This window comes from Streptomyces sp. NPDC006872 (assembly GCF_040635845.1).
In the GTDB taxonomy this organism is placed as follows: domain Bacteria; phylum Actinomycetota; class Actinomycetes; order Streptomycetales; family Streptomycetaceae; genus Streptomyces.
On record NZ_JBEYIL010000001.1, the window covers coordinates 436,251 to 449,277 of the forward strand.

The 13,027-nt window shown below is 72.0% G+C and carries 11 protein-coding genes; 6 read left to right on the forward strand and 5 right to left on the reverse strand.

Annotation, left to right across the window (positions count from 1 at the left end; genetic code table 11):
* Positions 1-192: 192 nt before the first annotated feature.
* The gene (locus tag ABZ725_RS02065) at positions 193-948 is read right to left on the reverse strand and encodes a decaprenylphospho-beta-D-erythro-pentofuranosid-2-ulose 2-reductase (RefSeq protein ID WP_358800889.1); all 756 of its coding nucleotides are present in this window, start codon (positions 946-948) and stop codon (positions 193-195) included.
* Positions 949-1,068: 120 nt separating this feature from the next.
* Between ABZ725_RS02065 and ABZ725_RS02070 the strand changes: the two genes are divergently transcribed.
* Positions 1,069-1,986, forward strand: coding sequence for a YihY/virulence factor BrkB family protein (locus ABZ725_RS02070; protein ID WP_358800890.1), 918 nt, complete (start codon positions 1,069-1,071; stop codon positions 1,984-1,986).
* Here ABZ725_RS02070 and ABZ725_RS02075 read toward each other — a convergent pair.
* Positions 1,940-3,277 carry a D-alanyl-D-alanine carboxypeptidase gene (locus ABZ725_RS02075; protein WP_358800891.1) on the reverse strand — a complete coding sequence of 446 codons (1,338 nt, stop codon included), beginning with the start codon at positions 3,275-3,277 and terminating at the stop codon, positions 1,940-1,942. The two genes, ABZ725_RS02070 and ABZ725_RS02075, sit on opposite strands and share 47 nt — an antisense overlap.
* Positions 3,278-3,368: 91 nt before the next feature.
* On the opposite strand from ABZ725_RS02075, the gene ABZ725_RS02080 reads away from it, so the two are divergent.
* From ABZ725_RS02080 to ABZ725_RS02095, 4 genes are all read left to right on the forward strand, one after another.
* The gene (locus ABZ725_RS02080) at positions 3,369-3,617 is read left to right on the forward strand and encodes an SCO4848 family membrane protein (protein WP_351908678.1); all 249 of its coding nucleotides are present in this window, start codon (positions 3,369-3,371) and stop codon (positions 3,615-3,617) included.
* 2 nt (positions 3,618-3,619) lie between these two features.
* The gene (locus tag ABZ725_RS02085) at positions 3,620-5,125 is read left to right on the forward strand and encodes a metallophosphoesterase (RefSeq protein WP_358800892.1); all 1,506 of its coding nucleotides are present in this window, start codon (positions 3,620-3,622) and stop codon (positions 5,123-5,125) included.
* 228 nt (positions 5,126-5,353) lie between these two features.
* The gene (locus ABZ725_RS02090; protein WP_358800893.1) at positions 5,354-6,892 is read left to right on the forward strand and encodes an ABC transporter substrate-binding protein; all 1,539 of its coding nucleotides are present in this window, start codon (positions 5,354-5,356) and stop codon (positions 6,890-6,892) included.
* A 118-nt stretch (positions 6,893-7,010) separates the two neighbouring features.
* Positions 7,011-7,430: an ATP-binding protein gene (locus tag ABZ725_RS02095; RefSeq protein ID WP_358800894.1), complete on the forward strand. Its 420-nt coding sequence runs from the start codon at positions 7,011-7,013 to the stop codon at positions 7,428-7,430.
* Between the two features lie 123 nt (positions 7,431-7,553).
* Here the strand turns inward: ABZ725_RS02095 and ABZ725_RS02100 are convergent, their stop codons facing one another.
* On the reverse strand, positions 7,554-8,999 hold the full coding sequence (locus ABZ725_RS02100; protein WP_358800895.1) for a HAMP domain-containing sensor histidine kinase: 1,446 nt from the start codon (positions 8,997-8,999) through the stop codon (positions 7,554-7,556).
* Complete coding sequence (locus ABZ725_RS02105; RefSeq protein ID WP_351908689.1) at positions 8,996-9,685, reverse strand: response regulator transcription factor; 690 nt, start codon at positions 9,683-9,685, stop codon at positions 8,996-8,998. The genes ABZ725_RS02100 and ABZ725_RS02105 overlap by 4 nt, the downstream gene beginning before the upstream one ends.
* 165 nt (positions 9,686-9,850) lie before the next feature.
* Here ABZ725_RS02105 and ABZ725_RS02110 point away from each other — a divergent pair, with 165 nt between their 5' ends.
* Complete coding sequence (locus tag ABZ725_RS02110) at positions 9,851-12,253, forward strand: MMPL family transporter (protein ID WP_358801353.1); 2,403 nt, start codon at positions 9,851-9,853, stop codon at positions 12,251-12,253.
* Positions 12,254-12,261: 8 nt separating this feature from the next.
* On the opposite strand, the gene ABZ725_RS02115 is transcribed toward ABZ725_RS02110, so the two are convergent.
* Positions 12,262-12,993 carry a TetR family transcriptional regulator gene (locus ABZ725_RS02115; RefSeq protein ID WP_358801354.1) on the reverse strand — a complete coding sequence of 244 codons (732 nt, stop codon included), beginning with the start codon at positions 12,991-12,993 and terminating at the stop codon, positions 12,262-12,264.
* Positions 12,994-13,027 lie beyond the last annotated feature (34 nt).

The window sequence follows — 13,027 nt, forward strand, 5'->3', positions numbered from 1 at the left end:
CGCCCCGCGGCGGAGCCGCAAGTCGATGCGGCCCCGCGCCCCTTCAGGGCGCTGCCGAACCGCAGCCGGCTCACGCCGACCGTGGTTCCGTCCCTACGCGCTGAGCGCTTCGCTGCGGCGCCGTCGTGGCTGGTCGCGCCCCGCGGCGGAGCCGCAAGTCGATGCGGCCCCGCGCCCCTTCAGGGCGCCGCCCTAGAGGGGTAGTCGTCGGAACATCGCCCGTGGTGTGTGTCGCAGCATCGCCGTCACCATGCGTAGGATCCCCGGCACCCACACCGTCTCCGAGCGGCGCCGCAGCCCCAGTTCGACGGCCGTGGCGACCGCCGCGGGGGTCGTGCTCAGCGGCTCCTCGGCCCGCCCGGCGGTCGTCGTCGTCCGGACGAACCCGGGGCGTACGACCATGACATGGACGCCCGTGCCGTGCAGCGCGTCGCCCAGGCCCTGGGCGAAGGCGTCGAGGCCGGCCTTGCTGGAGCCGTAGATGAAGTCCGAGCGGCGGGCCCGCTCGCCGGCGACGGAGGACAGGACGACCAGCGAGCCGTGCCCCTGGGCCTGCAGGGCCCGCCCGCAGATCAGCCCCGCCGACACCGCGCCCGTGTAGTTGGTCTGCGCGACGCGCACCGCGGCCGCCGGATCGCGCTCGTCGCTCGCCTGGTCGCCGCGGACGCCGAAGGCGAGCAGCACGGAATCGACGTCGCCCTCGGCGAAGACCTTGCCCAGGACCGCCTCGTGGGACGCGGTGTCCAGCGCGTCGAAGGGCACGGTGTGCACGTCCGCCCCCAGCACGCGCAGCTCCGCGGCCGCCTTCTCCAGGGCGGCCGACGGGCGCCCCGCCAGCCACACCGTGCGGGCGCGGCGGGCGATCAGTCGGCGCACGGTGGCCAGCGCGATCTCTGACGTGCCGCCGAGGACGAGCAGGGACTGGGGGAGGCCGAAAGCGTCAGACATGAACCGAACGTATCGCCCATATGCGGGCGATCAGTTCTTAAACGTCCCGCGCTGCCAGGTCGCTCCCCGAAATGGGGGTACCGGGACATCGGGCGTCCCCGAGAAGGGCAGAGTCGGATCATGGACTGGCTGAAAAAGCTTCCCGGAATCGGGCCGTTGGTCACGCGGCTCACCGCCACGCACGCGTGGCGGTCGTACGAGCGCCTGGACCGGGTGAAGTGGACGCGGCTCGCCGCCGCGATGACGTTCATCAGCTTCATCGCGCTCTTCCCGCTGCTGACCGTCGCCGCCGCCATCGCCGCCGCCACGCTGAGCACGTCCCAGCAGCAGGAACTCCAGGACAAGATCGCCGATCAGGTGCCCGGCATCTCCGACCAGCTGGACATCAACAGCCTCGTCCAGAACGCCGGCGCCATCGGCCTCATCGCCGGCGCGGTGCTGCTGCTCACCGGCATCGGCTGGGTCGGCCAGATGCGGGACTGTCTGCGCGCGGTGTGGGAGCTGCCCGACAGCGACGAGAACCCGGTCCTGCGCAAGGCCAAGGACGCGGGCGTCCTCGTCGGGCTGGGCGGCGCGGTCCTGCTCACCATCGCCATCTCCACCGTCGCCTCGGCCCTGGTCGGCTGGATCACCGACCAACTCGGCATCGACAAGGCGGGTTGGGGCAGCCTGCTGCTGCGCGTCGCCGCGTTCTCCGTCGCCGTGCTCGCCGACTTCCTGCTCCTGCTGTACGTCCTGACGCTGCTGCCGGGCGTCGAACCGACCCGCCGCCGGCTGGTCGTCGCCGCGCTCATCGGCGCCGTCGGCTTCGAGCTGCTGAAGCTGCTGCTCAGCGGCTATATGCAGGGCGTGGCCGCGAAGAGCATGTACGGCGCGTTCGGCGTGCCCATCGCCCTGCTGCTGTGGATCAACTTCACCTCGAAGCTGGTCCTGTACTGCGCGGCCTGGACGGCGACCGGCAGCGCACCCGACGACCCCCAGGACATCGACGTCAGCGACGACGTCGTACCAGGTCCGGCAGCGGCCAGCGGCGGTTGACCAGGAACGCGCCGCCCGCCAGCAGCACCAGCAGGCCGCCGGTGATCGCCAGCGCGATCCACATGCCCCCGGAGCCGCTCTCCGCCACCGCGCCCGCCACCGGCTTCCCCGACACGTTCCCCGCGCCGCCGGCCTCCCCGGCCGCCTCGGGGGAGGCGTTCGCGCCGGGCTGGGCGCTGGCCTGCGTCGTGCCCTGCGGCGCGACCAGCTCACCCACCGGCGTCACCTTGCCGGCCGCCTGGAAGCCCCAGTCGAGCAGGGCCGCGGACTCCTTGTAGACCTCGTTGTGGTCCGTCTTCGACGGGTTCATGACCGTGACGAGCAGCACCCGGCCGTTGCGCTCGGCGACCCCGGTGAAGGTGGCGCCCGCATTGGTGGTGTTGCCGTTCTTGACGCCTGCGATGCCCGGGTACTGGGTCATGTCGTAGTCGCCGCTGAGCAGCCGGTTGGTGTTCTGGATCTCGAAGGTCCCGCGGGTCGTCTTGCCCTTCTTGTTCTTCGTCGTCGCGCCCGGGAACTTGGCCGAGACGGTCGAGCAGTACTCCCGGAAGTCCTTCTTCTGCAGACCCGAGCGGGCGAACAGCGTCAGGTCGTACGCCGAGGACACCTGGCCGGGGGCGTCGTACCCGTCGGGGGAGACGACGTTCGTGTCGAGGGCCTGGAGCTCCTCGGCATGCTCGTTCATCTCCTTCACCGTGGCGCGGACGCCGCCGTTCATCGCCGACAGCACGTGCACGGCGTCGTTGCCCGACCGCAGGAAGACGCCGAGCCACAGGTCGTGGACCGTATACGTCTCGCCCTCCTTTATGCCGACCAGGCTCGAGCCGGACCCCATGCCGGCCAGGTCCGCCGGCACGACCTTGTGCGCGGTGGTCCTGGGGAACCGCGGCAGCACGGTGTCCGCGAAGAGCATCTTCAGCGTGCTCGCCGGGGGCAGCCGCCAGTGCGCGTTGTGCGAGGCCAGCACGTCCCCCGACTCGGCGTCGGCGACGATCCACGACCGCGCGCTGATGTCCTTCGGCAGCACCGGCGCGCTCCCGGCGATCGCCACCTGCGTCCCGGCCCGACCGAGCCGCGTCCCGCCCACGGTCGACATGTTCGCCGGGGGAGTCACCGACGGACTCGCCGAGGGCTTCGCGGTACTCGAAGGGGAGGCACTGGTCGTCGGCGACGGCGTCGGCGACGGACTCGGCGCCGCGAGCGAGACGGGCGCGGTGAGCGCGAAGGACGCGAGGGTCGCGGAGGTGACCAGCAGGGAGCGCCTGACGGTCTGCTTCATGGGTGCGGGCACGTCGGAGAAAGTACCTGGCACACGACGGGAAGTCCCACCGCCCTCCCCACCCCGGTCACGGAACCGGACACCCTCCGGTGATACTGAACGCATGAAGCTCAGCCGCCCCGTCTCCTGGTTCCTGCTCGCCTTCGGGGTGTGGAGCTGGGTCATCTGGGTCACTTTCGTCAAAAACCTGGTCAAGGACAGCAGCGGGCTCGCGTTCGACGACGGCGACCCCACGGCGTACTTCTGGGTGCACCTGACGCTCGCCGTCGTTTCCTTCGTATTGGGGACGGTCGTCGGGGGAATCGGGTTGCGTGGTCTGCGCGCACTCGGAAGGCCCGGACGGACGTCCTAGCCATGGTGATCGTCTTCGCGCTGCTCGCGCTGACCGTGATCGTCGCAGCCAACTGGTACCTGTGGCGCCGTCTGTTCCACGACACGACCCGCGGGCCCGGGTGGGCGCGCCGCGGGGGCGCGGCGCTGATCGCGGGCGGCTGGGTGCTGGCGATCGGCGCCCTGGTCGCCGAACGCACGGGCGCGCCGTTCTGGCTCCAACGCGTCCTGGCCTGGCCCGGCTTCCTGTGGCTGGCCCTGTCGATCTACCTGCTGCTGGCCGTGATCGTCGGCGAGGCCGTACGCCCACTGCTGCGCCGCTTCCTCCGGAGGCGCGCGGCGACCGCCGAGACGCCCGCGCCGCAACCCCGGTCCCAGCCGCAGCCGCAGCCGCAACCGGGCCAGAAGCCGCTCCCGGTGGGCGCACCGGAGCACCGGCAGCCGCCGTCCGACCGTCCGGGGGCCGGCGGCCCCGAGCCCGACGCCCCGACGCCGGACCGGCCGACGTCCGACCGGCCGACGTCCGGCGAGCCCGCGCCCGACCCGTCCGGGTCCGACGCGTCCGGGTCCGACCGGTCCGGGTCCGGCGAGACCGTGCCTGCCGGGCCGGGGGCTGCCGGGCCGAGGTCCGACCGGCCGGGGTCCGGCGAGACCGTGCCTGTCGGGCCAGGGGCCGACAAGGCGTCCGAAGGGGCCGTCGGCGGGCCCTCGCGGCGGCTGTTCGTCTCTCGGGTCGTGGGCGGCGCGGCCGCCGCGGCCGCCGTCGGGACGGTCGGTTACGGCACCTACGGCGTCCTGCGCGGCCCCCGCGTCAAGCGGGTGACCGTGCCGCTGGCCAAGCTGCCGCGCGCCGCCCACGGCTACCGGATCGCGGTCGTCAGCGACATCCACCTGAGCCCCGTCCTGGGCCGGGGTTTCGCGAGGCGGGTCGTCGACACGATCAACTCGACGCAGCCCGACCTGATCGCGGTCGTCGGCGACCTGGTCGACGGCAGCGTCAAGGACCTGGGCCCGGCGGCCGCCCCGCTCGCACAGCTGAAGGCGCGGCACGGCAGCTTCTTCGTCACCGGCAACCACGAGTACTTCTCCGGCGCCGAGCAGTGGGTCGAGGAGGTGCGCCGGCTCGGCCTGAACCCGCTGGAGAACGCCCGCACCGAGCTGCCCTGGTTCGACGTGGCCGGCGTCAACGACATCGCGGGCGAGAGCGACGGCCAGGGCCCCGACTTCACCAGGGCGCTCGGCGACCGTGACACCACGCGCGCGTGCGTGCTCCTCGCCCACCAGCCCGTGCAGATCCACGACGCCGTGAGCCACGGCGTCGACCTCCAGCTCTCCGGTCACACGCACGGCGGCCAGCTGTGGCCCGGCAACCTGATCGCCGCCGCCGCGAACCCGACCGTGGCGGGCCTGGAGCGCTACGGCGACACGCAGCTGTACGTGTCCCGGGGCGCGGGCGCCTGGGGCCCGCCCACGCGCGTGGGCGCCCCGTCCGACATCACCGTGATCCAGCTGGCGTCGACGCGGACCTGACGGCCGGCCGGGGCGTGGCCGAGGGCGCCGGGGAACCTGTGGAGAAGCTGTGAAACTCGGCTGAAACAGTGCGTGGGTAAGGGTTTTCTCATGTCGTCAGAATCCCCTTCCGTCACGTGAAACCCCTGTGGTTAGGTGAGCCCGCCGCCATGGGGAGTGGCAGTTTTTTGTGGACTGGGCCCGGTCTCTCGGGCCGGGAGGCAGGGCACCACCATGCGATCGGCTCGCATGCGGATACTCGTGACGCTGCTGGTTCTCGCGGTCGTCGCGGTGGGCGGCTGGCAGTTGCTGCCGTCGCAGGACAAGAGCGACGAGACCATCACGGTCGGCACCACGGACACCGTCACCTCGCTCGACCCGGCCGGCGCCTACGACGCCGGCTCCTGGGCGCTGTTCAGCAACGTCTTCCAGTCGCTGCTGACGTACGAACCCGGCGGCGTCTCGCCCGTGCCGGACGCGGCCAAGAGCTGTTCCTTCGCGAAGGGCAGCCTGACCACGTACTCGTGCGAGCTGCGCGACGACCTCACCTTCACCGGCGGCGGCAAGGTCACGGCCGAGGACGTGAAGTTCTCCTTCGACCGGGTCAAGAAGATCAACTCGGACGTCGGTCCCGCGTCGCTGTTCTCCACCCTGAAGTCGGTGGACGCCACGGGCATGACCGTCACCTTCCATCTGTCGTCGCCGGACGCCACCTTCCCGTTCAAGGTGGCCACCGGAGCCGGCTCGATCGTCGACCGCACCCGCTATCCGGCGGACGCCCTGCGCACCGGCAACGATGTCGACGGCAGCGGCCCGTACCGGCTGACGGGGTACTCGAAGGGCAAGAAGGTCGACCTGTCGCCCAACTCGGGCTACAAGGGCGCGGTGGACACCGGTGCGCCGATCGAGGTGCGCTACTACGCCGACCCCGAGGCCCTGGACAAGGCGTGGCAGGCCAAGGAGGTCCAGGCCGCCACCCGGCAGCTGCCGCCCAAGGTCCTCGCCGCTCTCAACGCCAGCGACCCCGACATGCGCGTCACCGAGGCCGACAGCTCCGAGACCCGCAACCTGTACTTCAACACCCGCTCCGGCTCGCCGCTGCACGAGACGGACGTCCGCAAGGCACTGGCCTGGCTGATCGACCGCGCGCGGCTCGCGTCGACCGTATACGACGGGACCGTCGAGCCGCTGTACTCGCTCATCCCGACCGGTATCACCGGCCACACCACCTCCTTCTTCGACAGCTACCCGGACCCGGACGCCAAGAAGGCGCGCAAGCTCCTGGAGGAGGCCGGCGTCAGCCTCCCGGTGACCTTCACCTACGGCTACGGCCTGGGCAGCGGCTCCGCGGCGGCCGAGGCCACCGAGCTCAAGCGGCAGCTGGAGGCGACCGGCCTGTTCAAGGTGAACGTCAAGGGTTACGAGTGGACCGACTTCCAGAAGCGGTGGGCCACCGGCAAACTCGACGCGTACGCCGTCGGCTGGGTCGCCGACTACCCCGACCCGGACACCTTCGCGGCCCCGCTCGTCGGCACCGACTCCACCATGAACACCGGCTACAGCAACAAGAAGGTCGACGGCTACATCGCCGACAGCCAGCAGTTCGCCGACCGCAGCCGGGTCGACAGCGACTTCCGCGACCTCCAGCAGGTCGTCGCCGAGGACGTGCCGGTCATCCCGCTGTGGCAGCGCAAGGAGTACGTCGTCACCAGCTCGGACGTCGGCGGCGGCCAGTATCTGGCCGACGGCAACGGCGTGTTCCGGCTGTGGAAGCTCGACTGGATCTGAGCCGAATCGCCCCCGCCCGCGGGCTTGATCCCGTCAGCGGGCATGCGCACCCACCGCACCGGGCAGGCACCCGACGCGGCACCATGTGACGGAGGTGTGCGGGAGGTGAGGAGCAGACGTGCTGAGACGCAAGTCCTTCCGGCTGCCCCGGCACCCGGCGTCCGTCGGTCTCGCCCGGCGCCGGGTGCGCGACCATCTCGCCGACTGGGGGCACGGCCCCGAGGACCCGGCGCTGGTCGACGCCGTCCTCGTCGTGTCCGAGCTGGCCACCAACGTCGTACGCCACGGTCCGCTGCGGGAACGGGAGTTCGAGGTGGCCGTCACCGCCCTGGGCGACGGCTCCTGCCTGATAGAGGTCTCCGACGAGGGCCGGGTCGAACCCCGGCTGCGGCCGGTCGGGGAGTGGGAGGAACACGGCCGCGGCCTGCACCTGGTGGAGCACATCGCCGCCGCGTGGGGCGTCTGGAGCAGAGGCCGGCACGGCAAGACGGTCTGGGCCCTGGTCGTCGAACCCGCAGCGCCCCAGGGCCTGCTCTAAGCGGGTCGGGCGAAGTCGGCTGCGGTCCGGCAGCGCCCCGAAGGGGCGCGGGGAACTGCGCGACCAGCCACGATGGCGCCGCACCGGAACGACGGCACATCGCGGCGCTTCCCAGCGGAGCGCTTACTCGCACCCCTTCGGCCGCGCCGGCAGCGTCACCGCCACCTCCAGGCCCTCGCCCGGCGCCGTCCGCACGCTCACCTCGCCGCCGTGCGCCCGGACCGCCCCCTGCACGATCGCCAGGCCCAGCCCGCTGCCCGCGCCGCCGCCGGCCCGGAAGAAGCGGTCGAAGACACGCGCCGCGTCCTCCGCGCCCAGCCCCGGCCCCTTGTCCTCGACCGACAGCCGTACGACCCCGTCCGCGCGCTCCAACGCGAGCCGCACCGGCACATCGGCCGCCGTGTGCGTGCGGACGTTGGCCACCAGGTTGCCCAGCACCTGCCGCAGCCCCGACTCGTCGGCCCACACCAGGACGGCGCCGTCGGCCTCCACCGTGACCGGCCGTCCGGGCTGCTGGGCCCGCAGGTCCTGTGCCGCGTCCCGCACCAGCCGGCTCACGTCGACGTTGCGCAGCCGCAGCTCGGGCCGCTGGTCGAGGCGGGCCAGGGTGAGCAGCTCGTCGACGAGCCGGCCCATGCGGTCCACCTCGCCGTTCATCCGGTCCCAGGCCCGTCTGCGCTCCCCGGGCTCGACCAGCATCCCCTGCTCCAACAGCTGGAGATAGCCGCGGATCGCGGAGAGCGGGGTGCGCAGTTCGTGCGAGGCGTCCGCGACGAAGCGGCGCAGCTGGGCCGCGCTGCGCTCGCGCGTGCGGTACGCCGTCTCCACCTGGTGGAGCATGGAGTTCAGGGCGAGCCGCAGCTGCTCGACCTCCTGCGTGGGGTGGTGGCTGGAGGGCACGCGCCGGGTCAGGTCGCCCTCGGCGATCGCCGACGACGTCTCCACCATGTCCTCCAGCGGCCGCATCCGCCGCCGCACGCTGAACAGGGTCAGACAGGCGAGCAGGGCGAGCAGCAGCGTGCCGACGGCGACGTCGAGCTTCAGAGCCTTCGCTATGCCCTTGTGGAGGCCCTCGGTGGAGGTGGCCAGCAGGATGTACGTGCCGTCGGGGAGCCGGGTCGCGGTCGCCCGGTAGGCGGCGCCGTGCACGCTGACGTCGTGCGGGCCCCTGTCGACGGCGAGGGCGCGCGGATCGCGCACGGCGTCCGCCAGGCCGTGCTGGGCCTCGGTGGGCCTGATGCCGAAGAGGGTGAGGACCGTGCCCTCGCCGTCGACGGCGGCGAAGATCGAGTCCGGGGCCGGTCGGGCGTCCGTCGCCCGGAGCGAGTAGCGGTCGCTGATGACGCTCAGCACGCTCAGCGAGTCGATCTCCCGCATGGTCAGCTGCGAACTGCCCAGCGAATCACGCATCTTGGTCAGCTGGGCGTCCACCTGGCCGAGCAGATAGTGCCGCATCCCCATGAGGCTGACGGCGGTGGCCACGACGATGCCGAGCGCGAGCAGGAAGACGTTCGCCGCGGTCAGCTTGATCCGCAGGGAGTGGACGCCGTGCCGGTGCGCCCGCCTCATGCCAGCCCGTATCCCACGCCCCGCCGCGTGGTGATCACCGGCGCTCCCAGGCCGTCCAGCTTGCGCCGCAGATAGCTGATGTAGGTCTCGACGACCGTCGACTCCGGCGGGGTGTGCTCGTACTGCCAGACATGGCGCAGGAGCTGCTCCTTGGGCACGATCCGGCCCCCGTTGCGCACCAGGAACCGCAGCAGCGCGTACTCGGTGGGCGTGAGCTCGACCGAGCGGCCCGCGCGGTGCACGCTGTACGTCGTGTCGTCCAGCTCCAGATCGCCGTACCGCAGCGGCGGCCGCTGCGGGAGGACGTCGGCCGGCCGGGTCCGGCGCAGGACCGCCGTGATCCTCGCGACGACCACGTCGATGTCGAACGGCTTGGTGATGTAGTCGTCGCCGAAGCCGAGGGCGCCGACGATCTCGGCCGGCGCGTCCCGCGCGGTGAGGAAGACGAGCGCCAGGTCCGGCCTGCGGGAGCGCAGTTCACGCCCCAGCGCCCGGCCGTCGCCGTCCGGCAGCATCACGTCCAGCAGCGCCACGTCGGGCCGGGTGCGGCCGGCGAGCGCGAGGGCCTCGCGGACGGTGCCCGCGATCATGACCTCGAAGCGGTGGTAGCGCAGGGCGATGGCGAGGACGTCCGCGATGCTCGGTTCGTCCTCCACGACCAGCACGGTGCCTTGGGCCGTCGTCATGCCCCCAGTATCGGGCGGGCCGCCGACCGCCGGGCCGGAACGGTCTTTGGAGTTCCTTGAGAGTCATGGGCGTGCCGTGTCCACACGCGTGTGCCGCTGCCGATCCTGTTGCCAGGACCTGGGGGGACGATCCGACTGTGAGTGAGGAGCTCGATCGTGGCGGCATTGGCGCGCTGGTGTTACCGGCATCGGCTGGTGGTCCTGTTGGTGTGGGTGGGGGCGCTGTTCGGCCTGGGGTTCTCGGCCTCGACGGCGGGCACGGACTACGCGAACGTCTTCTCCCTCCCCGACACGGACTCCAAGAAGGCGTACGACCTGATGGAGAAGGCGTTCCCCGCGCGCGCGGGCGACACCGACACCGTCGTGTGGAAGGTCGACGAGGGTTCGGTCCGCGACCAGGACGTGCGGTCCCGGATCCAGCCGGCGCTCGACGAGATAGCGAAGATGAAGGGCGTCGGCCAGGTCGCCGGCCCGTACTCGGGGGACGGGGGCGCGACGCAGATCAGCGGTGACGGGCGGATCGCCTACGCCCAGATCACCTTCACCGAGCAGGCGAACGCCGTGCCCAAGGAACTCGTCCAGGACGTCGTCGACACCGCACAGGGCGCCGAACGCGACGGCCTGGAGGTCGAGTTGGGCGGCCAGGCCATCATGCGGGTGCAGGAACCGCCCACCGGCCTCGCGGAGATGGTCGGCCTCGGGGCGGCGGCCGTGGTCCTGTTCCTCGCCTTCGGCTCGCTCTTCGCGATGCTGCTGCCGCTCGCCATCGCGATCTTCGGCGTCGGCATGGGCCTCTTCGGGACCCAGCTGCTGAGCCATGTCACCGACATCCCCGACCTGGCCCCGCTGCTCTCCTCGCTGATCGGCCTCGGCGTCGGCATCGACTACGCCCTGTTCATCGTCACCCGGCACCGCAAGGGCGTCCTGCGCGGCCTGGACCCCGAGGAGTCGGCGGTCACCGCCCTCAACACCTCGGGCCGGGCGGTGCTGTTCGCGGGCGGCACGGTGTGCATCGCGCTCGCCGGGATGCTGGTCACGAACCTGCGCTTCCTGGACGGCGTCGTCATCGGCACCTCCCTGACCGTGGTGCTGAGCGTCCTCGCCGCCACCACCCTGCTGCCCGCGCTGCTCGGCTTCCTGGGCGGGCGTGTGCTGAGCCGTAAGCAGCGGCGCCGGCTCGAGGCGACCGGACCCGAGCCGGAGAAGGCGAGCGGACCCGCGGCCCGCTGGTCGGCGGGCGTGCAGCGCCGGCCCCGGACGATCGCCGCGCTCGCGTTCGTCGTCATGGCCGTCCTCGCCCTGCCCGTGCTGTCGCTCCGCCTCGGCGCCACCGACCAGGGCAACGACGACGCCGCGACGACCACCCGCAAGGCCTACGACCTGCTCGCGGAGGGCTTCGGGCCGGGCTTCAACGGCCCGCTCCAGGTGGTCGTGCAAGGCGGTGACACCACCGCGCTGGTCAAGAGCATCGAGGACACGCCCGGCGTGGCCCAGGCAGCCGCGCTGCCGCCCGCGCAGGGCGTCACCGTCATCCAGGTGGTGCCCACGACCTCCCCGCAGTCCGAGGAGACGGACACGCTCATCGACCGGCTGCGCGACGACGTCGTCGCCAAGGCGGGGGCCGAGGCCCATGTGGGCGGGGTGACGGCCGTCTCGAAGGACTTCGCCACGGTCACCGGCGACCGGCTCCCGCTGTTCGTCGCCACCATCATCGGCCTGGGCTTCCTGCTCCTCCTGGTCGCCTTCCGCTCCCTGGTGGTGCCGCTGACGGCGGCCGTGATGAACCTGATCGCGGCGGCGGCCTCCTTCGGCGTCCTGGTCGCGATCTTCCAGTGGGGCTGGGGCCTGGAACTGCTCGGCCTCGGCAAGGAGGGCCCGATCAACGCCTTCCTGCCGGTCATCATGCTGTCGCTGCTCTTCGGCCTGTCGATGGACTACCAGGTCTTCCTGGTCAGCCGGATGCACGAGGAGTGGGTGCACACGCGCGACAACGCCCGCGCGGTCCGCGTCGGCCTCGCGGAGACCGGCCGGGTCATCAACTCGGCGGCCCTGATCATGGTCTGTGTGTTCCTCGCGTTCGTGCTCAGCGGCGACGCGGGCGCGGCCATGGCGGGCGTCGGCCTCGCGGCGGCGGTCGCCCTGGACGCGTTCATCCTGCGCACGGCCCTGGTCCCGGCCGCGATGCATCTGCTCGGCGACTCCAACTGGTGGCTGCCGGGCTGGCTGGAGAAGCGGCTGCCGCATCTGGCGGTGGAGCCGAAGGAGGAGGCCGCGGCATCGGCCGCGGCGGGCGAGGGCCCGTCCTCCGTCGTCCACGGCTTCGTACGGGACACGGCCGGCGACCCGGTCGAGGGCGCGGCGGTCACGCTCCGGTCCATGGGCGGCCGGGAGCTGGACCGCGTCACGTCCCTGGCCGACGGCTCCTACATCGTCTCGGTCCCGGCCCCGGGGACGTATCTGCTGGCGGCGACGGCCGAGACCTACGACTCCAGGGCCCGCCAGGTGACGGTCGCCGGAGAACCGCTGGTGTACGACGTGGAGCTGACGGAGATGTCGGAGGTCAACTGACCCCGCGGTCAACCGACCTTGCCCGAGCGCCCTGCCGGATCCGGCAGGGCGTTCGTCATGCCGGGCAGGAAGTCCGTGAACAGGTCGTGCACCTCCAGGACGAGCGGCCGCAGCACCCGGAACCGGGCCAGCGCCACACCCCGCGCGGTGAGCCGCGCGCCGCGCCCGGCCAGCCGGTAGCTGCGCTCGCGCCCTTCGGTGCGGTCGTAGATCCAGTACATGACGAGGCCCATCTGCGAGAGCCACATCAACTCCGGCAGCACCTCCCGCAGTTCCTCCGGCACCTTCGCCTTCGACCCCGCGAGCACCTCCTTGTGGACGGCGATGGCCTCCACGCGCGCGTGCTCCGACTCGGCGGAGAACGGGCTCAGCGGGCTGTCCGGGTCGGCCGCGTTCTTGAAGAACTGGACCGCGAACTCGTGGTACGGCGTCGCCACGTCCAGCCAGACCCGCAGCACCCCCGCCAGCCGGGCCTCCAGGCTCGTCTCGCGCGCCAGGACGTCCCGGACGGCCGCCCGGTGCTCGGCGGCGAGCCGGTCGTAGAAGCCCTGGATCAGGTGCTCCTTGCCGGCGAAGTAGTAGTACGCGTTGCCGACCGAGACCCCGGCCTCCTTGGCGATGGCCCGCATCGTCGTCTTGTCGTAGCCGCGTTCCTGGAAGAGCCGCATCGCCGTCTCCAGGATCAGGGCGCGGGTCTGCTCGGACTTGCTGACGGGCGCGGCGGCGTCGTCGTGGCCGATGTCGCCGGGGTCGGCGTCGCCACGGTCGGCGTTC

Excerpts from the sequence above, each read along its gene's own strand:
- ABZ725_RS02065 (WP_358800889.1), bottom strand. The coding sequence starts at position 948 with ATGTCTGACGCTTTCGGCCTCCCCCAGTCCCTGCTCGTCCTCGGCGGC.
- ABZ725_RS02070 (WP_358800890.1), top strand. The coding sequence starts at position 1,069 with ATGGACTGGCTGAAAAAGCTTCCCGGAATCGGGCCGTTGGTCACGCGG.
- ABZ725_RS02080 (WP_351908678.1), top strand. The coding sequence starts at position 3,369 with ATGAAGCTCAGCCGCCCCGTCTCCTGGTTCCTGCTCGCCTTCGGGGTG.
- ABZ725_RS02085 (WP_358800892.1), top strand. The coding sequence starts at position 3,620 with ATGGTGATCGTCTTCGCGCTGCTCGCGCTGACCGTGATCGTCGCAGCC.
- ABZ725_RS02090 (WP_358800893.1), top strand. The coding sequence starts at position 5,354 with ATGCGGATACTCGTGACGCTGCTGGTTCTCGCGGTCGTCGCGGTGGGC.
- ABZ725_RS02100 (WP_358800895.1), bottom strand. The coding sequence starts at position 8,999 with ATGAGGCGGGCGCACCGGCACGGCGTCCACTCCCTGCGGATCAAGCTG.
- ABZ725_RS02105 (WP_351908689.1), bottom strand. The coding sequence starts at position 9,685 with ATGACGACGGCCCAAGGCACCGTGCTGGTCGTGGAGGACGAACCGAGC.